Source organism: Nocardia sp. NPDC052001, assembly GCF_040680615.1.
Taxonomy (GTDB): Bacteria; Actinomycetota; Actinomycetes; order Mycobacteriales; family Mycobacteriaceae; genus Nocardia.
Genome location: NZ_JBFAXC010000011.1, coordinates 71,497 through 95,895 on the forward strand (window position 1 = coordinate 71,497; position 24,399 = coordinate 95,895).

18 protein-coding genes and 2 CRISPR repeat arrays are annotated in these 24,399 nt (G+C 63.0%); of the genes, 7 read left to right on the plus strand and 11 right to left on the minus strand.

Annotated features, from left to right (window positions below; genetic code table 11):
• Nucleotides 1-43: 43 nt before the first annotated feature.
• The 8 genes from AB0L82_RS35510 to AB0L82_RS35545 all read right to left on the minus strand — a co-directional run bounded on the left by AB0L82_RS35510 (nt 44) and on the right by AB0L82_RS35545 (nt 8,862).
• Entirely contained in the window at nt 44-238 is a 195-nt protein-coding gene (locus AB0L82_RS35510; protein ID WP_364646762.1) for a hypothetical protein, read from the minus strand.
• Nucleotides 239-489: 251 nt separating this feature from the next.
• On the minus strand, nt 490-1,692 hold the full coding sequence (locus AB0L82_RS35515; RefSeq protein ID WP_364647070.1) for a beta-ketoacyl synthase N-terminal-like domain-containing protein: 1,203 nt from the start codon (nt 1,690-1,692) through the stop codon (nt 490-492).
• Between the two features lie 1,232 nt (nt 1,693-2,924).
• A complete protein-coding gene (locus AB0L82_RS35520; RefSeq protein WP_364646765.1) occupies nt 2,925-3,875 on the minus strand; it encodes a caspase family protein in 951 nt (316 codons plus the stop codon).
• Between the two features lie 140 nt (nt 3,876-4,015).
• Entirely contained in the window at nt 4,016-4,957 is a 942-nt protein-coding gene (locus tag AB0L82_RS35525; RefSeq protein WP_364646768.1) for a hypothetical protein, read from the minus strand.
• A 413-nt stretch (nt 4,958-5,370) separates the two neighbouring features.
• On the minus strand, nt 5,371-6,498 hold the full coding sequence (locus AB0L82_RS35530) for a hypothetical protein (protein ID WP_364646771.1): 1,128 nt from the start codon (nt 6,496-6,498) through the stop codon (nt 5,371-5,373).
• Nucleotides 6,495-7,685, minus strand: coding sequence for a hypothetical protein (locus AB0L82_RS35535; protein ID WP_364646774.1), 1,191 nt, complete (start codon nt 7,683-7,685; stop codon nt 6,495-6,497). Before AB0L82_RS35535 ends, AB0L82_RS35530 begins: the two co-directional genes overlap by 4 nt.
• A gap of 693 nt (nt 7,686-8,378) precedes the next feature.
• Nucleotides 8,379-8,735, minus strand: a complete 357-nt coding sequence (locus AB0L82_RS35540; RefSeq protein ID WP_364646777.1) for a hypothetical protein — start codon at nt 8,733-8,735, stop codon at nt 8,379-8,381.
• Nucleotides 8,728-8,862: a hypothetical protein gene (locus AB0L82_RS35545; protein ID WP_364646780.1), complete on the minus strand. Its 135-nt coding sequence runs from the start codon at nt 8,860-8,862 to the stop codon at nt 8,728-8,730. The genes AB0L82_RS35540 and AB0L82_RS35545 overlap by 8 nt, the downstream gene beginning before the upstream one ends.
• A gap of 2,560 nt (nt 8,863-11,422) precedes the next feature.
• Here AB0L82_RS35545 and AB0L82_RS35550 point away from each other — a divergent pair.
• Together AB0L82_RS35550 and AB0L82_RS35555 are read left to right on the plus strand one after the other, a co-directional pair.
• Nucleotides 11,423-12,448 (plus strand): ParA family protein, encoded by a 1,026-nt coding sequence (locus AB0L82_RS35550; RefSeq protein ID WP_364646783.1) that lies wholly within the window; start codon nt 11,423-11,425, stop codon nt 12,446-12,448.
• Between the two features lie 137 nt (nt 12,449-12,585).
• Nucleotides 12,586-13,347 (plus strand): hypothetical protein, encoded by a 762-nt coding sequence (locus AB0L82_RS35555; protein WP_364646786.1) that lies wholly within the window; start codon nt 12,586-12,588, stop codon nt 13,345-13,347.
• A 430-nt stretch (nt 13,348-13,777) separates the two neighbouring features.
• Nucleotides 13,778-14,789: direct repeats of the CRISPR family, unit length 28 nt; unit sequence GTGCTCCCCGCACGCGCGGGGATGAGCC.
• A gap of 57 nt (nt 14,790-14,846) precedes the next feature.
• Here AB0L82_RS35555 and AB0L82_RS35560 read toward each other — a convergent pair.
• From AB0L82_RS35560 to AB0L82_RS35570, 3 genes are all read right to left on the minus strand, one after another.
• Complete coding sequence (locus tag AB0L82_RS35560; protein WP_364646789.1) at nt 14,847-15,209, minus strand: transposase; 363 nt, start codon at nt 15,207-15,209, stop codon at nt 14,847-14,849.
• A 217-nt stretch (nt 15,210-15,426) separates the two neighbouring features.
• Complete coding sequence (locus AB0L82_RS35565; protein ID WP_364646791.1) at nt 15,427-15,732, minus strand: hypothetical protein; 306 nt, start codon at nt 15,730-15,732, stop codon at nt 15,427-15,429.
• The gene (locus AB0L82_RS35570; protein WP_364646794.1) at nt 15,729-16,031 is read right to left on the minus strand and encodes a hypothetical protein; all 303 of its coding nucleotides are present in this window, start codon (nt 16,029-16,031) and stop codon (nt 15,729-15,731) included. The genes AB0L82_RS35565 and AB0L82_RS35570 overlap by 4 nt, the downstream gene beginning before the upstream one ends.
• Nucleotides 16,032-16,892: 861 nt before the next feature.
• Between AB0L82_RS35570 and AB0L82_RS35575 the strand changes: the two genes are divergently transcribed.
• The 5 genes from AB0L82_RS35575 (at nt 16,893) to cas3 (ending at nt 23,780) form a co-directional block, all read left to right on the plus strand.
• Nucleotides 16,893-17,192 carry a type VII secretion target gene (locus AB0L82_RS35575; RefSeq protein WP_364646797.1) on the plus strand — a complete coding sequence of 100 codons (300 nt, stop codon included), beginning with the start codon at nt 16,893-16,895 and terminating at the stop codon, nt 17,190-17,192.
• Nucleotides 17,193-17,275: 83 nt separating this feature from the next.
• Nucleotides 17,276-18,871: an alpha/beta hydrolase gene (locus AB0L82_RS35580; protein ID WP_364646800.1), complete on the plus strand. Its 1,596-nt coding sequence runs from the start codon at nt 17,276-17,278 to the stop codon at nt 18,869-18,871.
• Entirely contained in the window at nt 18,868-19,482 is a 615-nt protein-coding gene (locus AB0L82_RS35585) for an LppA family lipoprotein (RefSeq protein ID WP_364646803.1), read from the plus strand. The genes AB0L82_RS35580 and AB0L82_RS35585 overlap by 4 nt, the downstream gene beginning before the upstream one ends.
• A gap of 153 nt (nt 19,483-19,635) precedes the next feature.
• Nucleotides 19,636-19,908 carry a hypothetical protein gene (locus AB0L82_RS35590; protein ID WP_364646806.1) on the plus strand — a complete coding sequence of 91 codons (273 nt, stop codon included), beginning with the start codon at nt 19,636-19,638 and terminating at the stop codon, nt 19,906-19,908.
• A 214-nt stretch (nt 19,909-20,122) separates the two neighbouring features.
• Nucleotides 20,123-20,881: direct repeats of the CRISPR family, unit length 29 nt; unit sequence GTGCTCCCCGCACGCGCGGGGATGAGCCC.
• Nucleotides 20,882-20,981: 100 nt separating this feature from the next.
• Complete coding sequence (gene cas3 / locus AB0L82_RS35595; protein WP_364647073.1) at nt 20,982-23,780, plus strand: CRISPR-associated helicase Cas3'; 2,799 nt, start codon at nt 20,982-20,984, stop codon at nt 23,778-23,780.
• Nucleotides 23,781-24,399 lie beyond the last annotated feature (619 nt).

Here is a 24,399-nt window from a genome sequence, read left to right on the forward strand (position 1 = left end):
GTTGTGGAGACAGGGCAGTTGCGAACTCGACAGCGGTCACTACTTACAAGAGGCTGTAGGTGGTGATGGCAAGCATCAGCAGAGTGAGTGCGCCCCCGAAGCCGATGCCACCGGCTCGGATCGCAGCGGGGACAGTTGCGCCGTCGGCTCTGGCGATAACGCCAGCGACGGTGCCGGCGATGACCGCCAGCAGAGTCGCACCTGTGAGCAGCAGACCTTTGACAGCGGTGTTGGACATGGAGGGCACCTTCCTGGACGAGTCCTCCTTACCGTCCAGCTCTGAGAGTCGTTCTGCGAACCTCGCTCTCGTCGTTGGCCCCCAAAACCTCAGGTAGACAGCAGATTCGGAGCATGGAACTTTTTCTTGAGTCGCGGTGACTCGTACCTGACTGTCTGGACAGAGTCAGGAAACCGGGACGCGCCATCACGTTCCAGCCTGGACCATATGCTCGGGGGCGCACAGCCAAGGCTGCGCTCACTCGGCGCGAACTATTGCCTTCCGAACGTCAACGACACGTTGTGTCCGCCGAGGTCGACTGAGTTCGTGAGGGCGTAGTCGATTGCACCTCGACGGGCGTCTCCGTGCACGATATCGAGGTCGACATCGGGGTGTTCCAGGTTCAACGTCGGTGGGATGATGCTGTCGCGAATGCTGAGAACCGTGAGAACTGCTTCGACGGCACCGGCGGCACCCAAGGTATGGCCCAGTGCCGATTTCGGTGCATACACCGGCGGATGGGTATTCCCGAGAGCCTGGAGGATCGCAAGCGCTTCGGATGGGTCACCGATCCGTGTCCCCGCCGCGGCGGCATTGACGTGGTGGATGTCGCCAGGCACGAGACCGGAAGTCTCTATTGCCCGAGTCATCGCTCTGCTCAGGCCCCGCCCCTGCGGGTCCGGGGCAACCAGGTGATGGGTGTCCGCAGTGACGCCAATGCCAAGAAGTCGGCCATGGATCGTCGCGCCGCGCGCAAGTGCGTGGTCCTCGGATTCGAGCATCATCATGGCACCGGCCTCCCCGAGGACAAGGCCGTCTCGATCGCGATCGAAGGGGCGTGAGGCTGCCCGCGGGTCATGATTTCGACGACTGAGCGTCCGCAGATTGGAGAACGCGGCGAACGGCACCGGATCGATCGGAAGGTCGACACCACCTGCCACCACGGCGTCAGCGTCCCCGAAGGCGATCATTCGCCATGCGGCTGCGATCGCCTCTGCCCCAGACACCGCAGCGGTCACGCCAGCTCCCGCACGCAGTTCGAGTCCCACAGCAGTGGACGGGCCGTTGGCCATACTCAAAGTCACAGCCAGAGGTGTCACTTTGCCGCCGGTGCGCAGCGCATCGGCGGCGCGCGTTAGCGCGTCCAGCCCGCCTAGGCTGGTTCCGACGCAGACTCCCAGGCGGCGTGGGTCAATCTCGGGAGTCCCGGCATTCCTCCACAGCTCTCGGCCTAAGACAACCGCCAATTGCATGGCAAGTGACATGCGCCTTATTTCCACGCGGCTGAGGAACCGGGTAGGGCTGACCGCAAGGCGGCCGCCGATGCGTACCGGCAGGTCATACTCGATGAGCCAGTCTTCGTCGAGGACATCGATACCGCTTTCGCCGTTGAGAAGGCTCTTCCATCCGGCATCGATATCACCGGCCACCGAGGTCGACATGGACATACTGGTGACTACGATGTCGGGGGATATCGGGCGCCGACGCTTCCTCGTAGAAGTCGATATATCCGGTTTGTGATGACTATCGAGAAGTCTGTGATCGGACGAGGCAGGGGTGGCTGTGGCGAGACCTGAAACCGAGAGCGGAACCCATCGCGACCCGTCCGACAGCGGGGCTCCCACATGTCGCTCGGAATCCGGGTTACCACGGGAGTCGCACCAGTAGGTGGTGTAACGGGCTGCCCAATCACATGCAGCAGCCGCAGCGGCGGCTCTGCCCTTGGCTGTTGAGCGGTGCGGGCCTGCGTCTGAATCGTCAGAGACGAGGCGCAGGCCTTGATAGAAGTGCCGAAGGCCCCGTGTGTAGGTCGGGAGGCCGATGCGGTCTGCCGCCTGGAGATTCCACCGCGCGAGATCGCGCGCGTTGGAGCCCTCCAGCCTCAGAAAGGTCCACGCGGACAGAATGTAGTAGTCCGGGGCCGGGTCGGTCGCTCGAATAGCGTGCATGGCGACTCGTTGAAATGGCTCAGACTGCCTCATTTCGAACAGGCAGTAGGCCGCGGCGAGCAGAGAGTCCGCCCCGGTGCCGTGGAGGTCGCCCTCGGCGACCGAGACAGCAATGGCGGTCGCGGCTTCGTTCTGGCCTGATTCGAGGAAGCCCAGGATGCTGTCGGCCGCGACGTCGGTGGTGCGCACCGTGATAGCGACCCCGTCGTGGAACTCGCCGCCGCTTATCTGTTGGCTCAGATCGATCACGACGCTGTCAGAGGGAGGAAGTTGTGATATTCGCCATGCCGATGCGGCAGAACGGAACTCGATCGCCGAGGTTGCCGCGCTCCCAGCTCGGTTCCCCTGCAGAAAGAGTCGCCGCCCTTGCGGGGTCACCAGGGATTTCGCCTCCAGGAATGCGTGGGTGCGAGAACGTGCCCAGACAGTAATGGGCGGTGGTGCCTTCAATCCGATACGTTCATTGGCTTCTAGTGGTGGCTTAACCAGCGAGGCCCGGGCGGCGGTGAGAAATACGTCGGTGAGGTCAAGCTGGTAGATCGCCCGGGAGCCGGGCGAGAGCATTGCGTTGATGTCGAACCCGCGCGGATGGGTCAGGCGAATCAGGTGTGTTTCGTTATCGATCTCTATCCGGCACGGGTGGCCGATTCGCAGCAGGAAGGTCGTCCGCTGGTGCGACAAGCTGATCGCTTCGCCAAACATGATCGCGTCGAGCAACTCGGTCTGACGACTGTCGATCATGATTTCCACGCTGCGGGTCATTGTCCGACCTTCACATGTGTGGCAAGGCGAGGCGGAAACGCCATGAGACCCTTGCGGATCGCAGAGTACTCACCAGCCGGGAAGCTGATATCGAGGGTGTAGTAGTCGGCGGACAGTTCGAAATGCCACCCATTCGGAACAGTCATCGGATTCGTGCCGGGGGGCGACACGCCACCCCGATCGAGCAGTTGCAGCTCGGCACCTGCGATAGCGGCCTGCGGGCTACATGCCACTGTGACTGGTACTAGCGGAGGCTTCAACATAATGTGCACCGGTGACGACCCGACCAGCTCGGAGGTGGGGTTCTGAGCCGGCCCGCCGTCGTCCTGCATAAGAATGCCGACCGCCCGGAATAAATGAGGCATGCTAACCACCCATTCGTCACCGTGTGGATGACCGCCCAATCCGGACAGAGCCTTCACCAAGGTGTCGGTGAATCGCGAGACCTGTCCTGCAGTTCCGTACGCTTTCGCGCCACCCGAGGTGGCAAACACCAGCGCCGCGTTCGACCGGGTGTCGGCGGACAATTCTCTCGAAAGGAGTCGGGTCGCGTCACCGGACAGCGAACGCAGGAGCTTGAACGGAATCTGGCGGCAGGCGTCGACGAAGAAGTACTGGTTCTTCGCCCGGCACCGAGCCATCGCGTAGTAAAGATCGGACACGTCGACGGAGTGTTGCAGAAGCCTGTTTCCGGATTCTCCGAAGTCTTCGAGCAGAATGTATTCCGACTCGCGCTTTACGCCGTGTCCGCAGAAATAGAATATGGCAACGTTGTCCTCGTTCTGGTCGCAGTGGTCGTACCACCGATCGAAGGATCGAGTCACGTTCTCCAGGGTCGGAGAGAGGTGCGCGCCCGAACCGGAGGTCAGGATTTCAACGGACCCCAAGGTCGCTTCTGGATGGTTCATTTCCTTGACGACCCAATCGCAGAAGCTACGAGCCGACACCGGCGGGCACGTTAGTTGTGTAAGCCCGAGATTCTCATTTGCTGGGGCGCCACCCCCGCCCGGCAGGTGCGGGTAGTGCCCGACGCCGATGGCGAGGACGTGAATCTGTGGGCGGGCCCGCTCCTCGAGATCTGCGAACATCACGACTGAGGGCCCTTTCCATGGACCCGGGCGGTGAGGCGTCCGTGAAATCCCGGATGGAGAAAGTAGCGGCTGTGCGACTTCAGGATCGATCCAGTTCGGAAGCAGAAATCGTCGACCCCACCGATGACCGGAGCGATACGGAAGGCGAGAAGATCACTGAAGTCGAAGATGTTGATCCACCGGTTGATATTGGCCGGTTTGCTCGCAAGCTGCTCAGACTGCGTCCCCGGCTTTCCAGTGCTGGCACGGAATAGCCCGAGTTCCTCGAAAAATCCGACCTGCGTCCCGGCCGTGACAAGCAGCGGTATGTCTAGGGCTCCCAGCTCTGTTGTCAGAAGGTCGTACACGATGTTGCCGCCCATGCTGTGGGCAACGATCACCAGCGGGTCACCCTCCTCGGCCAGCTTCGAGGCCTCGATGATCGCCTGACTGACCCGGGCTCGGATCTCCCCGCCTGCGTCGCTCTGTTGATGCAGGTAGATTAGGACATCGCCCAGAAAAGTCGACAGTTTCGGCATCAGGGCCTGTCGAGCCTTATCGGAGAGCCGCTTGCCTGTCCTACCTGCCAAATCGGTCTGCAGACGGTAGAGGCCTGCGCGAATCGCCTCCCAGCCGTTAGCTGCCCCGAACTCTTCGAACTCGCCGGGCGTACGCTCCCCTACCTCCGTGGCAAGGCGGTCGACGAGTTGATCCGCAGTTCCGATGTCGGCTAGCCATCTCGGATCCGAGTTGTCCGTCACATACGCGAAAACCTCGACGGCAAGCCGAGCGAGCTCCTCGCAGTCGGGCGAACTCAGAGCCGCAATCTCCCACAGTAGATCGATCGCCTCCGGGAGACTGTTTTGAGCCATACCGACTACCAGCTCTGGGGAACCGTTTGGGGCAATACCTGCGTACTCTGCGACGAGATCCGAGAAGTCCGATTCGTTGCTGCCCAACGACTCAAGACTATCCTGAGGTATCGAACGTCCGATCCAGCCGCGGGTAGCGCCTAGATCACCCCAATATGGATTGAAGATCCGAGGCGGTCGGTCGTCGCTTCTGCGGTGTCCTTTCAGAAGAAACTGCCTGAACAGCGCGTCACGACTCTGTTGAGCGGCGAGATAGTCCGAATCTATTCGGGTAGACACACCATGTACGAATACGAGCGGCAACCTTGCCTCCGCCTTGTCTGCATGTTCTGCGTTAGTCGACCAATGATTTGCACAGTGCACCCGTATGACACTGCTCCTAAGGAAAGTATGCGCCGGGCCCGTTGATCGGGCAGGGAATTCGGCTGGGCATAGAACTTGGTAGCGATCGTCGTCTCGACCGCTGCGGGTTATGTCGCGGCATCCAACACGGCGGCGACCTATTTCGGGCCGTCGAACGAGTCTCGCCGTGGGTCGAATGGATATCGAAGTACAGGACCTCGGGGCTGTTGCGAGGGATCCGTGGCCGCGGCGAACGCGCCGTGCAGGATGGCATCGGTGTGGTCGAGCAGGGCCTGCATGCGGGTGATGGCGTCGTCGAGCAGGTCGGGGATCTCGGCAAGGATGTGGTGGTCGCGTCGCCGGGCGGCCGCACCCCGCTCGTAGTAGTCCTGGCCCAACCCGACATCGTCGCTCTCGGGTTCCGAGATCGGGTCCATCCCAGCATCGCGCGTCGAATCATGTTGTTGTGTTGCATATTTGGGCCAATGCCCGGCAAGGTGACCGGTGACGATGGCCGCGATGGAATCAGCGGAGAGTGCGGGCAGAGTGGGCGGTACTCCGGCGCGTTCGGTGTACGGAGTCGGGGTATATCCGTGTCGGTCCACGGGCAAGAACAATGGTTGGTCCGGATCGACGGTATCGGCGGAAATGCCCGGCAGCGTGCGCGCCCGCAACGCGTTCTCGACCAGCATGTGCCCGTTATAGCGTTGCAGCGCCGGGCGCACCACCAGCCAGGCGCGCAGCGCGGCCGCCGGGCACCGGTACGGATCGCCTGTCGCGGCGACGGTGAGCATCGGCTGGCTTCCGAGGTGAATTGCGTTGTCGCCGTAAGTGATATCGCCGAGGGTGAGGCGGGCGACCTCGGCGTGGGGAAGACCGTGCGCGGCCAGCACAAGCAGCGCGGCATTGCGTCGGCCCGCGAGCCCACCGGGCCAGCCCCACACCGGAATTCGAGGAAGCATCCGATCGACCGCGGCGCGCCGACGTGCTGCGCGCTGAGCGCGCGCCTCATCCAAGGCTTGGCGCAACGACTCCGCGCGCCCGGGCGCGGGTAGTCCGGCGGCGGCGTGCGCGGAGTTGATCGCGGTGACCCGCCCGGCGACCGTCGTACTGCGCCCTGGGTGATCCACCAGATACGACAGCACGGTCCATGGCGCGGCGGGCAACGGGTCCTGGTCGGCGGCCGCGCACCAGATCGCGAACTCGCGCCACGACCGGTGGTAGCGCTGCGCGAGCCCCGATGGTGCTGGGGCGTAACCGAATTCGTCATCCATGTCGGGTGTCACAGTCCGAGATGATCAGCGGCGGTGTGCCCGGCCCACGGTGCGCGCCGGTCGTAGGCGGCGGTGCTGCGGGTGTCGCGGTGACGCAGATGCTTGGCCACGGTGTAGATGTCGACCCCGGCGGCCAGAGCCTGGGTGGCGGTGCCCGCGCGCGCGGAATGCCCCCGCAGCCCCTGCACCACCGCGGGTTCGTATCCGGCCTGGGTGGCGCGGCTTTTGAGGATGTTCGGCACCGACCGGTCCGTTATCGCTATCGGATGCGGCAGCCCGTCCCGGTCGAGTGGCCGGAACAGCGGCACTTCCAGGCGCGGGGAGCGTGGCCATTCCCGGTCACAGATATGCAGGTCGGTGGCGGTGTCGTCGCGGCGGAGGGTGCGTTCGATCGCGAGCTGCCCGGCGCCGGATGGGTCGCGGGTGGCGGCGGCCAGGGCGCGGTCGAACGCGGCCAGCACGCTGGTCCACCGAAGCAGTGCGCACCACGGGCAGGTGCGGGCGTGCTCGCCTCGGCGCACCGCGACGTATTCCATGTCGGTGGGCGACTTCTTGCTGCCTCGGATCCGGACCAGCAGATACTCATCGCGCGGATCTCCCGCGCGGGACACGTCCCCGACCCACAGGTTCGCCAACTCGGTGCGCCGCAACCCCGCCGCGTACTGCACCACCAGCAGCGCGATGTCCCGGCGCGCGGCGACCGTCGCCTTCCAGCCCACCGCGCCGACATCGATGCTGGTCACAATGCGGGTGAGCATGTCCGCCAGCAGCGGGTCGGCCTTCTTCGCCCCGATGCCTGCCGCGGTGCGGCGTTTGCGGATGCCGGTCATGGTCTCGGCGACGATCGCCGAGCGTGCCGGGTTCGGCAGTCCGGCCTGGCCGAAGTGGTATCCGATTGCGGCGGACCAGGATTCGAGGGTGGAGCGAGCGTAGGCCGGAGTGCCGTCGGCGGCGATCGTGTCGTCGGCCTCGGCCAGATACGCCGCGAGGGCTTCCTGGTACAGCGGCATCTGCTCCGGGTGCGTGGGCAGCGGCGGGGCACCCCGGCGCGCGCACCAGTCGCTGTAGCGCCGCCACGCGCTGGCGTACCCGCCGACGGTGTTGGGAGCCTTGGCGTTGGCGCGGCGCTGGTCGATCCGCGCGCGATCCTGCTCCCCCACCAGCGACGAGACAACCACGGCAGGGGTGCCCGCGGGCACGATCTCGACCGCAGTCCTGACGGGCCCGGACCTCGGGATGGTTACGTCACGTGACCGCAATCGACGACGGTCCGCTGCGGTGAGACCGAATACTCCTGTGGGCTCACCTGGACTGGGAGCCTCCCCGGAGGCCGGTGACGTTGTCGTCATGGATCACTCACCGACTTCGAACTCGGAAGGGAGCGCACGGCGTCGACGCTCTCGGTGCATTGGCCTGCTCATCCGAGATCGGTCGAGCGGGCCCGATGTCTCGTGCGCCAGGGGTGTGATCATCACGATGAGCCAGCCTACCGGCCCCGATACCCGAAAGTGGGCCGCAACGCGCCTCTCGGCCGATGAAAAAAGAGGTCATGACGTGGTATTTGAATGTTTGGGTTTCCGATAAGTACGCCTTATCGGAAACCCAAACCAAAGAACACCGAGTGAGCATGGAGGCTCGCTGCAAACCAGGCTGGATCGCTGCCAACAGCAGCCCTTGGACGTCCTTGGATCTCCACCGATCGGCCGGGCGGCGCGGTCGATATCAAACATGCGCTGACCTGCCTTTTGATCGCGCGTGACGCTGGATATCCCCGACGGGATATCGCCCAGCAGGGCCACCCTCCGGGACAGGGTCAGGCCAGCTGACGAGCCTCGCTCACTACCGCACGAACACCTGTGAGGCTCGTGCGGTAGTGAGGGGGCGGAGTGATTTCAGGCGGCGTCGCCGGGACGGTGCGACAGTCGCGCCAGTGCCTCGTCGACAGCCCGAGTCGCGATAGTGCGGGCCTGCTTCAGTGACACCATTTCAGGCTTGTCGCCATACGCGTTCTCCAGGTCCTTCTCTGCAAGCCAACGGAAGTACTGGCTCTTGGTCATGCCGAGTTCCGCCGCGCGTACCCCGACCCGCAAGTCCAGATCTTTAGTCAACTTCATCGACCGCGGTTGCATGCGATCCTCGCTACCTGCGTCCGGAACCGTTACTGAAGCCTCGCCGGGCTGCACGCGCGCCAAGAGCTTGGCCATCTCCTCAGGAGTGACGTCATCTGTGTGGGTGGTGTTGTCAATCATTGCTGGCCTCCCACTGGGCGAGTTCGGCGGTTTCGGTACTTGTCAACGGGCGGACATCGATCACGCAGAAGTCGGGCGGACTGATTCGGCCGGTGACTTGGACGGGCTGTCCATCGTCGGTGCGCATCCACAGTTGATACAACAACCATCCGGTCGCAGGGTCATGAGCAGGTTCCCCACGCCCTGCGCTGACCCGCCAGTCATCGACGCCTCAACTCCCTGGCTTGGTCTGGCGCGAGCTCGACGCCGCCCTGGCTCATCATCTGCGCAGGGTGTAATGCAGGCGGATAGCCGCTGGGTGAGACTACCCGATGATGTAATGAGACTACCATGGCGGCTCGGCGTCCGACATGCCCAAACCCAGCGAGACAGTGCGGACGGCAGGGATGCCTCCAGCCCCGAGTGACGCTCCGAAAAGCGCAGGTCAAACCCTATAAGGCCTCCCGCATTCGCCAGTATCGACTAACGGGCTCGATCGCATAGTCCGATGACCAAACGGGGTGTTGATGACTTAGCGTGCCAATCAGGCCGCATTGCCGCGATATTGATTCTTTGAGAACCTACCCGTTGCTGCAAAACCCCAGGTCACCTGAACTAAGAGCTGTCAGCTATCGAATGGTGGGTGGAGATCGCGCTAGTCCGCATCTGCTCATGGTGGGACCTGTGGTCGAGGATCGCGGGTTCGCAGTGGTGAGTGTGAGCCACTGGGATGTGGTAGCGGGGGTGCCGATACACGTTCAAGCGGGCGGGCGGCAGAGGTTCCTCGGCCTATTTCGACTTCACGTAGGCCCTGTAATCGGGCCCTCGGCGAGGAGTGCGTCTACTTGGATAGTGCGACAACGGCACAGCGCGAGGTTGCGGTTCCTCGACACGTATTCGTATCGCCCGCCGAACCGCATCACGCACGACGGCGAAGATCGGCTCAGAATCAGAGTCTTTCCCAGAGCGGGCACTCCCCCATGCTCATCATCGATCGGACATCGTTGACGGCCAAGGTTCTTTACACGGCCGCCGTCCGCCTCGCGGGCAGAAGAGATGGCAACACGCTCCATGGATCTTCCGAGTGGTTAATCTCGACAGGTGTCGGGTGTGAGCTGTAGTCGCCGCGACCCATCGGGGGGTATGCGGGCGGCACCTCCGATGGTGGCGAGTCTGGTGCCCTACCGCGGTCAAGCCAACCTTCCCGCTACGAGGATCAGCTGCTGAGTCGATCCAGGAAGTTGCCCTCACAGGCTGCAATTGATCATCGCCGCTGTGTGCCTACAGCAAGCGAGGGCAGGCGGCTGCGCTATCGGTTCGAGCACGACGCGCGTGCATGCATCGGCGCAACTCTATTCCTCAATGGAAATCGAAGCCTATGCGGAGAGCGGGGGAGAGTCTCTACATCGGTGGAGAGCCACGAAATCTGATGCAGGCTAAGCGTGGATCTGACTAATCGGTGGCGAGTAGAGAGATTTCATACGCGCGACATAACGGTCTCGGGCACCGATGATCACGGTCAAATTCCTTGACCACTGGATTGAGTTTCGGTCGAAGCGAGGAAATCGTACAGACACAGCGTCGGTGCGTAGTCAGTCGATGGTTCGTCAGGTAGATTCCGAGACGTGAATTTGACTGCGCATCTCGCCGACAAAGAGGCTCGGCGTTGTCACATTTGGTTCCATATGTACCATCAACAATGTGCAACATCTTCGCAGTTCAAACTAGTAAAACCACCTGTTTTTGCATGTATTTTTAAGACTGTTTTAAAGGCTGTCGAATGAACAGTTCAATCCACTGTCTTGAAGGCTGCCACGCTATCAGTCGATTGGGACGTTTACTCGTACCTATACAAGATCGTGTGACAAACTGTTCAGAAGGCTGTCCATTAACTTGTCTTAAGTGTCATCGACAAGAATCTATACACAACTGCATGAGTTACCCTTCTAACCCCTATCTGAATGCTTCTGTTGAAGTGTTTTCAGGTACGTTTTTTGAAAGCCTTCTTAAGGCGGTGTTAGGTGTCTGCTAACACAGGTCTTGGAATGTCCGCTGATAGAACTGTGCAGATGAACTGCAAAACGCGCGCATTGAGACTTATTTCAGATGACGCCTGTCGAACATCCTCGCGGGTTGCGGCGCGCGCCGTGTCAATCGTTCTTGTTAGAAGCGCCATGGCGTTCTCCTCACGGGCTCCGATCATGCGTCTCATTACTGCCAAGCCGGATGCTGTCATCGCTGCTGCTAGTCCGACGAGCAGTCGGCAGCACTACGCAACGCCCTCGCGGGTGCAACGTGGTGTTGTTCCCGTGGGTCTCAGTGGAATCCGCGACAGTCGCATCCCGAGGAGTCTGATCCGACGTCTCCTTGTTGCCCTGCTGCAGTCTTTGACGCTGGGGGACTGGTACACCAGGATCGTGGACGTCACGAAGTGGGGCACCCTGAATGTCACGAGGGCGAGGTGGGACGTTGTCGGGATGTCCCATCGCCGACGTGTCGTGCCGACCTCGACTCGTACTGTCAGTGTGCCCAATACGTGAGTTGCCCGCGTGTCGCTTCCGCATGCGCTGCAAGGGTGCGGTAGTCTGTCTCGCGCAACGCAAGTGGTGACAGGTAACGCGAATGCTGTCTTGCCGCACTGCTTTTCAGCTGCTCACAAGGAGACCGGCGTGACTGCCTTACAAGGGCGCAACCGAAAAGCTATAGACATGTCGTGGATCAAGGACCGCAAGGTCGTCTGCGGCGTCTGCGATAAGGGAGGAGTCGGTAAGACCACCCTCATCTCATCTCTCGGTGCAGCCTTGGCCGCAGCTGGGTTCCGTGTACTCATCATCGATCCCAACAAGCAAGGCAACGTCAGCCAGGACCTCGGCATCCCACAGGCGGTCGACGAGAACACCGGTGCGCCGATCTTCGCCGACGGCATCCCGGTATACGGCGACGGTGGTGCGGGACTGGCTTGGTCGATCGTCAATGGCAAGCCCCTCAACCCGATCGCGGTTCCAGGCCGGGAAAACCTCTACGTGTGCCTGGGTGGTCCAGAGATCACCCGGGTGAAGCGCATGCTTGCCTCGGTCGGTGAGAACGAGGCACCGACACTTCTCGCGATCGCCCTCCGCCCGGTCGTCGACGAGTACGACTATGTGCTGATCGACAGCCCACCTGAAGACGAAGAGATGATGCGAGTCGTCATGGCGGCGTCGCGATGGGTGATCTGCCCGACCAAGACCGACGGCAGCTCAATCCTCGGCCTCACCACAGTCGCCTCGATCTACAGCGTCATTCGCGAGGACTACAACCCCTACGTCGAACTGCTCGGCTCCTTCATCTTCGGCACATCAATGGCCGACGACGGAAAGCCATTGAAAGAGCGACTCAGCCTCCAGCAAGAGATCATGGGCGGCCAGGGTGTCGCGTGCCCGCACGGAGTTCCGTTCGTTGAGCGAGTGGCAATCTCCATCCGGGACTACGGACTTCCCCCCACAGAGCTCGAGCAGAAAGCGCTGACAGAACGCTGGCCTGCCGCCGAGATCAACTCGATTACACGAGTCACCCGCGCATGGCTCAAAGTCATCAACTACTTCCGGTACGAACTCGAATGCCGAGTGGTTGGTCACGCGCCGGGAGCTGTCGACCACATCGAACTTGAGGTCGACGAGCACGACAACGTCGTGGCGATCACGCCGATCTACGCAGCCCACCTGGTCTCGTCCGAGGAGGCTGAGTCCGCATAATGGCCAAACCACCACCTCCCAAACAGCCTCTCGCCAAAAACGCCTTCAGCGGGCGCACACCTGGAGCCGACGCCATGCGTACCGCCGCAGTCGCGCCTCCAGCAGCTGTACCTCCACCCCCACCAAGATCAGCCCCATTGCACAGCGTTCCCACGCCGACGTCCAACGAAGCCATCGAGTCTCAGCCGCCAGCGGAATTCAGCATTCCCGCCGACCGCGGGGAAGTGCCTCTGCGCCCGCCGATCTCGAACCCCGACTGGGGGCGCGCCCCGCAATCGACTGTTATCGACGGCAGCGACGATACCGAGAATGTGTTCTCTGCCGGAGACCCGGCAGAGCAGGTTCGTCTGCTGATCGACGAGGCAGTTCAGGTCACCCGGGAAAAGGACCGCAAGGCAATTCCTGAGATCGTCAACCGAATCGCTTCGATCTCCAAGCGCGACGACGAAGTACTTGCGGCGCTACTCGAAGCAGTCCTTGAAGTACCCTCCACCGGCAAGGACCAGCTGCCACTGGAAATCTCCCCGAGTGCCCACCAGAAGCTCAAGGCAGCCGCGAACCGCTACAGCCGACCCGGCGCCCCCTCGACTATGACCACCCTCGTCCTGGAAGCGATCGGAGCGACCCACGAGAGCGGCAAGTTGGGCGAATTCGTCGATGCGCACAAGGCCGGCGAACGCCACAAGGTACCGCTCTTCGGCAATGTCAAGGTCGGCAAGGCACCGCGTGGTGAAGCAAAGCGGATGCAGTTTCAGCCACCGAACACAGCGACGATCATGATCGACATCCTCGCAGCCTGGTACCGCGTTGACTTTGTTGTCCTTGCACGACTCGCGCTTGATGCTCATTTCAACAAGAGAGGCAGGAAGATCGCCGAGACCGCGGCAGATCCGGTCTAGGCCGGGGTACTCACAAACGGCCCGCTGCGTTTCCACTGGTGAGGCGCGCTGGCCGTTAAGCCTCACTGTGTGACAGTCGAATTCACGTTCCGTACAGCATATACGTGGGCACGCGCATCTTCGGTCCTCCGAAACAGCCGGAAGCAGGGAGTCTCGGGGAGCTACAACCAAATGCCCGGCAACCACGCCGACGTGGCTTGCTGTTGTTGGCGCAGGTGCCCCACCACATAGACCTGCCACCGATAGCTCGACTCCGTACCCACGCTGCCCGGCAGCGGAAGCTTGCCCTCACCCCGCTGGGCACTGAGTATTGGACTCTCAGCCAATGATTCGATTACGTCCGTAGGAGTTCGTATGCGATGCGTGCTCGGGCGTTTGGAAAGTGAATGCGAAACGCCACTTTGAGCTGAAGGTATGCAGGTCAAGAAGTGTGCTCCCCGCACGCGCGGGGATGAGCCCGTCCTGGCCCCGCCGATCACCGCGACCGCGGCGGTGCTCCCCGCACGCGCGGGGATGAGCCCGCACCGCTGCATTGGTGCCCGAAGTGGTGGGTGTGCTCCCCGCACGCGCGGGGATGAGCCCGTATTCGGCCCAATTCCCCAGGCGCGCAAGGAGTGCTCCCCGCACGCGCGGGGATGAGCCAGACATAGCGATCATCACCGGCGAACACGAATGGTGCTCCCCGCACGCGCGGGGATGAGCCCCTCATGAGCCGATGTATTGGGCCGGGTTCGGTGTGCTCCCCGCACGCGCGGGGATGAGCCCGTCACAGCGAGCGCCCGTTCGTGCTTCCGTACGTGCTCCCCGCACGCGCGGGGATGAGCCGCCCTCCATACGCGACAGCCCCCGGCGGGCCGAAACGTGCTCCCCGCACGCGCGGGGATGAGCCCACCGAGAACACCAGCGGGAGCGCGTACTGACTGTGCTCCCCGCACGCGCGGGGATGAGCCCCTCACCGATCTCGCGCACGTACTGCTCGCTGGGTGCTCCCCGCACGCGCAGGGATGAGCCCTACAAGACCGACGCGAAGATCAAGGATCCTGAGTGCTCCCCGCACGCGCGGGGATGAGCCCAGCCACGGGTGCACCGAGAGGGGGCTACCGGTGTGCTCCCCGCACGCGCGGGGATGAGCCCGAACGCCTGGGCCGTACCCGCTGGATTCCCGAGTGCTCCCCGCACGCGCGGGGATGTGCCCGGATCGGCCTCGACCAGGTGCACGGCTATCTGGTGCTCCCCGCACGCGCGGGGATGAGCCCATGGCCCGATCGATGGTGTCGCCGTGGTGGACGTGCTCCCCGCGCGCGGGGATGAGCCCGCGGAACATCGGCCTTTTGCGGGCCGCGCCTCGTGCTCCCCGTACGCACGGCGATGAGCTGAGCCCTGCACCAGGGGAGAGGGGGCCATTTTGACCACGTGCTGCCCGCACGCGCGGGAATGAGTGTCGCGTCCGGTTGAGTACTGATTCTGGCCCATGTTTCGTGAGCGGCGCGTCGTGTCGTTCAGTTGCTCAACAGGATTCGCTTGCATAGCAGATCCGGTTTCGCGCGACCGAACATCTGCCGCTTGAGCATCTTGATGCGGTTGACGTGCCCCTCGACAGTTCCGCTGCTCCAGGGCAAAGTGAGTCCGGCGGTGACCGCGTCCTGGTCACCTCGTAGGCCGCGAACGAAGGGGTGCAGAGCGGGCTGATCGTCGGAATCGACTGCGGCCATCCATCTTTCGAGCTCCCGGCCGCGAAGCTCACGCATGATTGTGGCGAAGTCGCGAACGTGGCCTGCCCGGGAGGTGAGTTCGGGAATTGCCGCAAGAATCGAGTCGAGACTGCGTTGGTCATCGGTGTCGATGCGAGCGGGATCGGTCATAATCCAAGCGGTGACTCGGCGGACTGCGGGTGGATTGGTGCGGGCGCCGGGATGTGAGCGGTTGAACGGAGCGCCCGCAGATATGTTCCGGACGAGGTTCTGCTGACCTCGGTAGCCGCGGGCGGTGATCTCATCGAATAACTGGGCGGCGTTGGTGCAGCCCTGAGCAGGCTGCGACCCGTGAGTCGTGGGCCCGGTGTGCGAACCGGGTGCCCACTTAGGCGGCGGGTGGGTGTGCGACGGTGTGCAGGACGCGCAGGACATCGGCGAGGTCGACGACCAGGCCGGGGTTCTCGGCGGCGAGACCCATTTCGATGTACTGGCGGATCAGTTCCGAGGCCGTGATGCCTTTGCGCTCGGCGGTGGCCTTGATCGCGTCGTCGGTCGCGAGCGACCATTTCACCGATCGCTTGACCATGGGTTCGGCGGGAGCATCGCCTGGTCCGGGGAAGTTCTCAGCCGGTAGGGTGTTGGCCGGGTCGAAAGTGAGTGCGTCGATACGGGTTTCGTTGTCGGTGCTCATTGGTTGTTCTCCCATTCGGTGAAGATTCCGAGTTCGTAGGCGCGCATGTCGTAGACGCTGCGGATCAGGTAGTCGACGATGGCGGTGTCTTCGTCTTCGTCGTCGTCATCAGGTCGTAGGGCGATGATTACCGGCCGTCCGGCGCTGGTGCGGCCCCAGAGCAGCAGGACCGGTTTTCCGGCGTCGGTGCCGGGCATGATGAGTTTCGCCGCGCTGTAGAGAACGTCGGTCACATCTGCCGGGGTGAGTCCCAGCGCGGCGGCCATGGTCCGCGCCTTCTGTGTCCAGTAGTAGCCCATATTCCCTCCAGGATACCTCGCGTGAGGTACCTATGTGTAGGCGTTTTGCCGCGCAACAGGCGTGACCGGGATCAGCAACCCTGTTGCAGGGGTAGCAGTCGGGCGGGAATGAGCACGGGATCGGTGCCTCGGTAGTCGGGGATTGTTCGGGCTGCGAGATATCGAGCTGGCCGGTTTGTGTGGGGCGGACGGCGCGCTCTGGTACCAGTTGCTGCGGATGCCGTAGCCCCCGTGATGCTCACCGGCGCAGGAACAGACGCATTCCCACACCGAGGTGGCTTTCGCGTCACGGTATTTGGTGTCGCATCGGTCCACCTCGATCAGGATTTCAGGCGAATCTTGACCACTCCGTAGGAGTCCGCGAGGACCCCGGCCAGCAGAATCAGATGGGTGGGGCTCAGTTACCAGACCTGCACATAGCGGTGCTGTGCTCGCGCGAGCCCAGCACGCGTCGTCGCCAGCGCTGGGCCCGATACCCCTCGTCGGGGAGGTAGAGGAACAGCGCGACTTTGCGCTTGGTTCCGGGCGTCATGGACTCGGGCACGATCGCGCGTTCTATTCAGGCGCGAGCCGACATCTGGTTTCCCCCTTCGGGTTCCGGCACCGCAAAAGGCAGGTCGGCCGACTCATTGCCTCGTTCAGTCGGTTCGTGACTCTGTCGAGCGGCTTCCATCAGGGATTGGCGTGCCAGGTGTGTATCAGCCAGACAAGCTGGAGTATCTCGATCTCGGTCAACTGTTCGAGATGACGGATGCCAGCTGCTTATTCCCGGCTGCGGGTCTCGACAGAAAACTTGGCCGCAAACAGCATGTTAGGGTGCGCTGGAGGTTTGTACCGCGGATTATTCCAGGGGGTTGAGCGGTGGCTGACATTCTTGCTGTCGACCTACAAACGCTACGTGGGCTGGCGACCGAACTCGGTGGCCAAGCCGAGGACATCGGCAAACTCAAGGTCACCACGGTAGTGACAATGCCTGGATCCGAGGTCGGGGAGGTATCGACCCAGGTCGGTGACGCGGTGGCGAAGGCATTCGGGTTGGTTCAAGGTCAGATCCAGACGTTGGGTGAGCGTGCGAAGTCCGCGTCGGGAACCTATGAGGATATGGACAAGGCCAACGCTGACCAGCTTGACAAGTATTCGCGCGGTGAAGGTATGCGTTGACCACGATCAGTCACGTCCGTGGGTGCAACCCGCAGTCGATGCTCGATTTCGCGACCGACCTGGTGAAGCAGAACGATACCTTCGTGGCGAAGGTCGACGCGATGGAGGCGTCGGTCGACAAGGCCATGAACAGCTGGAAGGGTGACGCCGCTGCGGCTGCGTCGGAACGGGCGATGGCCCACAAGCTGCACAGCAATCACCTTGCGACCACGATCGTCGGGATCGCTGATCACTACAACAGCTACGGCGTTACGCTGGGTGATACGCGCACCGCGTTGCTGCGGATTCTCGATGTCGAGATGACTGGTTCGGGCATGACCGTTGACGATGACGGCACGGTGCACGCGCCGACGGTGCCGTCGGGGGCCGACGGGTCGAACTCGGCGACGACAGCGCTGACTCAGCAGATGCTCGACGGTCAGGCATCCGGATACGAGAGCCGGATCAAAGCGCTGTTGACGCAGTTCGGCGATGGGGAAACCGCGGCGGCCACCGCCATCTCGACCGATCTGCAAACCTTGAGCGGCTATGAGAGCAAGCCTGATGGTGAACCGGTCCGTTCGGAAGTGCAATCGATCCTGGACGGTAAGTCGTCGTTGCCGACCGATCCGAAGAAGCTGCATGAGTTCTGGGAGACGCTGACACCGGCGGAGAAGGACGCGCTGTACGCAAAGGACCAGTACATCGGAAACCGTGACGGGTTGCCCTCGGTCGATCGTGACCACTACAACCGGGAAAAACTCGACGACGAGTTGACCCGCGCACAGAACGGAGACCCAGCGGTCAAGGACAAGCTGGCCGATCTGCAGGCGATTCAGAAGACGTTGAAGGACAACCCGGATGCGATGCTGATGTTGATGGACACCCAGACAGGCAAGATGGCCCACGCTGCGATCTCAACGGGTAATCCCGACACCGCGGCCAACGTGTCGGTGTCGAGCCCCGGGCTCAACGGCAATGTCCACGACTCGCTCGGCAGCATGGTCACCGAGGGCTACAACGTGAAGACCTTGGCCGAGAACAGGCTCGACAAGCTCGATCCCACCGATCCCAAGAAGGGACAGAAGGTCGTGCAGATCGCGTGGATCGGATCGGATCTGCCGCAGGGCGAGATCACCGACCCCGGCAGTTGGGGCGGCCTGTCGCACGTGGCTGGCGACGGTCTGGCCAAGGAAGGCGCACCGAAGCTGGCCTCGTTCTACGACGGCGTGCGCGCCTCCCACGACGACAGCACAGTGCATCTGACCGCGATCGGACATTCCTACGGTTCGGTGATGACCGGGCTCGCGCTGCAGGAATCCGGCCACCAGGGTGTCGACGATCTCGTCGTGTTCGGTTCGCCCGGACTCGATCTGCCCTACAAGCATTCGTACTGGCCCGCCAGCGGTGACGCGCAAGTATCACGGCTGGAGGTGCCCGACGGTCACCGCTATGAGATGACCGGCGGCGACGATCTCGTCGCGAAAACCCCTCGGTACGGCCCCAATCCACAAGCGCTGCCCGGATTCACTCATCTGGAAACCGCCGCGCACACCACCTTGGACGGAGTCAACCGTGACGGGGCCTCTCAACACGCGGACTACCCTCGCACCGGCGGCAACGGCCAACTCCGCACCTCCGGCTGGAATACCGCGATGGTGGTCGCCGGTCTCCCCGATCAGGTGGTGAAGAAGCCATGACCCTGAGCATCTCTCGGATGGGTATCGCCGCGGCGCTCACGGCCGCGGTGGTCGCGATGACGACAGGATGTAATTCCGTGGACGACAACCCGTACAAGAAGACCGGCGATACCGAAACAGCGCAAGCTGCAAAGGAACTCCAGTCCCGGCCCACCCTCGAAGACACCCAGGCTCGCGTGACTCGCGCGGTGGAAGATCTTGCCGCCTATGCCAGTTCGCTGGTCCCGGGGATGACATGGACGTGGACGCGTACCGAGCGGCAGCCGCGGGCGTGTGATGCCCCCTACGATCAGACCGCCGGCAAAAAGCTCGACCTGCCCAACTACATCACCCAGGGCGGCGACCCCACTCATGGTGGCATCCCCGACGCGGTGTGGCCGCAGGTGCGGGACAAGGCTCGCCAGCTCGCCGCCGATCTCGGTGCCACCCACAGTGATCCGCTACCGACTACCGAGAAGCCCGGTGATCGCGACGCCCGTTTCTACGGCGACAACGGCACCGTGCTGTGGCTGAGCACCCGAGGTATCAGCAGCGAAACCGGGTGCCGGTTGCCCGCGACCGGCACCATATCCACCAGCTCTGTCCCACCGGCCACCGAACAACCGAAATGACATCGGCCCCTGGTCAGCATGTCGTCAATCCGACCGACCCTGCGGTGAATAGCCTTGAAACACAATAATTCCGACTCTCTGGGTGGGAAGGTGCAGCGCGCTCAGCACGCTCTCGAACAGATACGAGGAGTGGGTGTCGTCAACGGAATCCGTGTGATCGTCGATGCCGAAGATCGCCTGCTGTCGGTGACGGTCGACGAGGAAGCTGTCATCATGGCCGCCTATCGGGCCGCGGTGGAAGACAAGCGCCCCAAGGTCGACGAGGCGTTGCGGGAGTTGCGGGCCGATTCGACCTTCGAGGCCGTATCGACCTACACGAACGCGAACTCCGCCAGTGTGGAAGCTCGACGCCTCGAACAGCAGCGCCAACTCGACGAGGAAGACGACTACGGCCGCGGATCGATCAAAGACACATCCACATGGTGAACCCAGGGCGACTGGGCCTGCGCCGGCTGGGCGCTGCCCTCACCCACGCTGCCCGGCAGCGGAAGCTTGCCCTCACCCCGCTGGGCACTGAGTATTGGACTCTCAGCCAATGATTCAATTACGTCCGTAGGAGTTCGTATGCGATGTGCGCTCGGGCGTTCGAAAAGTGAATGCGAAACGCCACTTTGAGCTGAAGGTATGCAGGTCAAGAAGTGTGCTCCCCGCACGCGCGGGGATGAGCCCACCGCGCTGAAGACGCACCGAGTACCCGCTCAGTGCTCCCCGCACGCGCGGGGATGAGCCCAGCATCCCGAACCCGATGGTGAGAGCCAGGTCGTGCTCCCCGCACGCGCGGGGATGAGCCCAACTTCAGATGAATGATTCACCAGCGGCCCGGGTGCTCCCCGCACGCGCGGGGATGAGCCCTGCAGGCGATGGCGCGCCACGGCATCGACCCCGTGCTCCCCGCACGCGCGGGGATGAGCCAACAAGGGATACGCGGTGGGACCGAGCGGAAGTGTGCTCCCCGCACGCGCGGGGATGAGCCCGCCGCGATCCTGAGACGTGGTTGCGATGACCCGTGCTCCCCGCACGCGCGGGGATGAGCCCGGTCGCGCCCGTCGGCCCAGACCGTGACGCGGGTGCTCCCCGCACGCGCGGGATGAGCCTCCCGCAGGGCAGCTCGGGACTGGTGCTACCGGTGCTCCCCGCACGCGCGGGAATGAGCCCTCGCGTCGGGTGTTTCCTGGTCACCGGCTCCGGTGCTCCCCGCACGCGCGGGGATGAGCCTGTGCCCAGCTACATCCAAGTCGGACTGCTCGAGTGCTCCCCGCACGCGCGGGGATGAGCCCTGGCGCATCGAATTCGGCATCGTCATCGATGGGTGCTCCCCGCACGCGCGGGGATGAGCCCGAGTACAAGACTTCCGCCGAAGGCTTGGCGAAGTGCTCCCCGTACGCGCGGGCATCAGTTCCCGATAGGACTCGGTCGACAAGGTGCCCGCCTCGTTTGACAGCGGTCATTCCTTCACGGTGGCCGAGTGATATAGGGCTGAATGGCGGCGTGATGTGTCGGTGCCGTGGTGTCTCATTGATGCTGGCGCTTGGTGTCGGTTTGGAGGGGAATTGTCGTCTATTGCAACGCTTTCGAATGCGACGTTGTCTGCGTGGGCCAAGAGTGACAGTGAGGGCGGTAGCTTGTCCTTGGTCAGGCATTTGGCTGATTCAGCGGCGGTGGCAGGGTTGGTCTGGGATCGGTGGCTTCCTGCTCGGACCAAGGATCTGATATCGGCTGGGTTGCCCGATGGGTTAGAGGACGGACGGGTTCTGCTGCGATGGTTGGCGGGGGTGCACGATGTCGGCAAGTTGTCACCGGCGTTTGCATGCCAGGTACCAGTGTTGGCTGACCGAATGCACTTGTACGGCTTGGAGATTCGGTCGATTCCCGCGAACCGGCGGGATCTGCCGCATGGGTTGGCCGGGCAAGTGGCACTTGAAGCATTTCTTGTGAACCACGGGTGGTCGCCCAAGGTCGCCCAGTCGTACTCGATCGTCATTGGAGGCCATCACGGTCGTCCACCGTCCAGCCTGGAGTCCAGGGCGGCACCGAGTCTGCATGCGCTATTGGGTGTCGGGGCGTGGGAACGCAGCCGTGAGGAGTTACTGCTTCACATCACCGAATCGGTGGGCGCGTTGGGTCGTCTGCCGGACTGGCGAAAGGTTCGGTTGCCGTTGCGGGCCCAGGTGTTGTTGACCGCGGCGGTGATTGTGTCGGATTGGATCGCGAGCAATCAGGACCTGTTCCCGTTGGACAGTAGCCGTGTCTCGGATTCCTTTGCGGCCCAAGCGTGGTCGCAGTTGGGGTTGCCGGATCCGTGGCGTCCGTCGGCGACCGTGGGCGGGGTGGAGTTGTTCGAGTCCCGGTTCGATTTGCCTGCCGGTGCACGGATTCGTCCCCTGCAACAGGAATGTTTGCGGCTGGCCGAGCAGATGCCGGAACCCGGTTTGATGATTGTCGAGGCTCCGATGGGGGAGGGCAAAACAGAAGCCGCGTTACTGGCCGCGGAGGTGTTGGCGGGGCGTTTCGGGCTCGGTGGGGTGTTTGTGGCGTTGCCGACGATGGCGACCTCGAACGCGATGTTCGAGCGTGTGCACGAGTGGGTGGATCGACTGCCCGGCGCGGCGGGGAGCATGTTCCTCGCCCACGGTAAGGCCGCGCTGAATGCCACGTTCAACGAGTTGCGGCACAAGGGGTTTGCCTCGATCGGTGTCGATTGCGCGGACAGTGGCGTGGTCGCGCATTCGTGGTTCGTGGGGAAGAAGGGGCCGTTGGCGAACATCGTGGTCGGCACGATCGATCAGGTATTGCGAGGTGCGCTCAAGTCCCGTCATGTGATGCTTCGTCACCTGGGGTTGGCGAACAAAGTGGTGGTGATCGACGAAGTCCATGCCGCCGATGCCTACATGTCGACCTATCTGACGCGGTGTCTGGAATGGTTGGGTGCCTATGGTGTGCCGGTGGTGCTGATGTCGGCGACTTTGCCTCCGGCGCAACGAGGTTCGCTGCTCGATGCGTATCAACGAGGTGCCCGCGATGGAGCAGTGGTCGATGTGATCGATCCACCACGCGGCTATCCAAGTGTGACAGTGTGGCCGACCACGGCGGCGCCGGGCAGCGTGGCGGCCTCGGGTCGAGAACTGGATGTGCGGGCGGAGTTGCTGAAGGACGATCTCGAGGTTGTGATTGCCACCCTCGTGGAGGCGCTGTCGCAGGGTGGGGTCGCTGGGGTGGTGTGCAATACGGTGACGCGCGCCCAGCAGGTGTTCTCCGCACTGCTCAACCATGATGCCTTCCCGAACGAGGAACTGTTGCTGGTGCATTCGCGTTTCGTGTCCACTCATCGTGCGGGTTTGGAGGATCGGCTGCGCGCATTGTTGGGTCCGCCGACCAAAGCTGACCGACCCAAGCGGTGTGTCTTGGTGGGAACGCAGGTGATCGAGCAATCCCTCGACATCGATCTCGATATCCTCATCACCGATCTCGCGCCGATCGATCTGCTGCTCCAGCGAATCGGACGCCTGCACAGGCACGCCCGGAAGAAGCGACCCGCCCTGGTCGCTGAGCCTCGATGCCTGATTCGAGGAGTCATCGATGTCGGCGCGGTGGTACCGGCGCCGGTGAAGGGTTCGACCGCGGTGTACGGGGCGGCGCGACTGCTCAGGGCCGCAGCGGTACTCACCCGGCACGGCGATGGCGTGATCCATATCCCGTCCGATGTCCCGAACTTGGTCGCCGCCGCCTATTCCGACTCGTTCCTCGCTCCGCCGGGCTGGGAGCAGGCGGTAGCCGAGGCCGACCTATCGTGGGATGCGTTTGTGGCAAAGCAGCAACACTGTGCCCAGGACTACCTGCTCGGAAGACCGTATGGCGAACGCACGAACTTGCGGGGCTGGTTGATCGCCGAAGCCAGCAATGACATCGAGGGTGTCGGGGGTCAAGCCCAGGTTCGTGACGCCGAGGACAGCATCGAGGCGATCGTCGTGCAGCGTCGCCGGGACGGGGTTTACGTGCTGGATGTGGTGCCTGACCATGGTGGCCAGTTGATCCCGACCGAGGGCCCACCGTCCTCGGCGATGGCTAAAGCGTTGGCCGCCTGCACGATCCGTCTGCCCCCATCGCTGACGAAATACGGGCGAATGAGCACCACGATCACCACACTCGAAAACACCTACTACCCCGGCTGGCAGCAGTCGCCGTGGTTGGCCGGTGAACTCGTACTCGAACTCGACGAGTCCGGGTGCACGGAACTGAGCGGCTACCGCCTCCGATACGACGACCGCCTCGGACTGACGATCGAGCCCGTACGGCCGTAATCACCTATCTGGATCCCGGTATCCCCGCACACCCTCGTGTCGACACGCCGGGGACGTTGCGTTGTCAGCATTCATCGAGCGATCCCGCCGCGGCCATGTCGTGGCGGGAACGAGTGCGGACGTGCGAGTCCGGAAATCGCCGAGATGCGGCACCGAACGTCCCGCGAAAGCGCAGAACCGTCATCGGGCCGGCTTGGGTAAGCAACCCGGCAGCTAAACATACTGCCCGAGATGCTTCTGGCTCATACATCTCAAATATTCCATTCTGTGTCGGCACCGCATTGGGCTTCGGAACTCGACGACGATGGGCACATGAGTTCTGTTGTGTACGAACCTTTCCCGGCAGATCCGGGATGACCCCAGTTGAGATGTGTGTCCTGACATCACGTATCAGCTGATCCCCGCACGGGCGGGGGAGGGGTCGAGGTGCGGCCGGGCAACCCGTTGGGGCAGAAGGCTATTGGTAGCACGACGTCTTTGTCGGTGCCTGCTCGTATGCTCCGTCGGCAGGGGACTCACAATCGCACTCAGGGGATGAACCTTTGCAAGAAAGAGCTATTCGTGCCGCGCGGTCGCGCACAGCAGGTACTGAACGAGGCTGGTTCGTCGGCAGTCCGGG

What these genes read in the sequence shown, in the direction of transcription:
- AB0L82_RS35510 (WP_364646762.1), bottom strand. Translation starts at nt 238, where the DNA reads ATGTCCAACACCGCTGTCAAAGGTCTGCTGCTCACAGGTGCGACTCTG.
- AB0L82_RS35560 (WP_364646789.1), bottom strand. Translation starts at nt 15,209, where the DNA reads ATGACCGATCCCGCTCGCATCGACACCGATGACCAACGCAGTCTCGAC.
- AB0L82_RS35570 (WP_364646794.1), bottom strand. Translation starts at nt 16,031, where the DNA reads ATGGGCTACTACTGGACACAGAAGGCGCGGACCATGGCCGCCGCGCTG.
- AB0L82_RS35550 (WP_364646783.1), top strand. Translation starts at nt 11,423, where the DNA reads ATGTCGTGGATCAAGGACCGCAAGGTCGTCTGCGGCGTCTGCGATAAG.
- AB0L82_RS35585 (WP_364646803.1), top strand. Translation starts at nt 18,868, where the DNA reads ATGACCCTGAGCATCTCTCGGATGGGTATCGCCGCGGCGCTCACGGCC.
- AB0L82_RS35565 (WP_364646791.1), bottom strand. Translation starts at nt 15,732, where the DNA reads ATGAGCACCGACAACGAAACCCGTATCGACGCACTCACTTTCGACCCG.
- AB0L82_RS35545 (WP_364646780.1), bottom strand. Translation starts at nt 8,862, where the DNA reads ATGCGCACCGACGATGGACAGCCCGTCCAAGTCACCGGCCGAATCAGT.
- AB0L82_RS35540 (WP_364646777.1), bottom strand. Translation starts at nt 8,735, where the DNA reads ATGATTGACAACACCACCCACACAGATGACGTCACTCCTGAGGAGATG.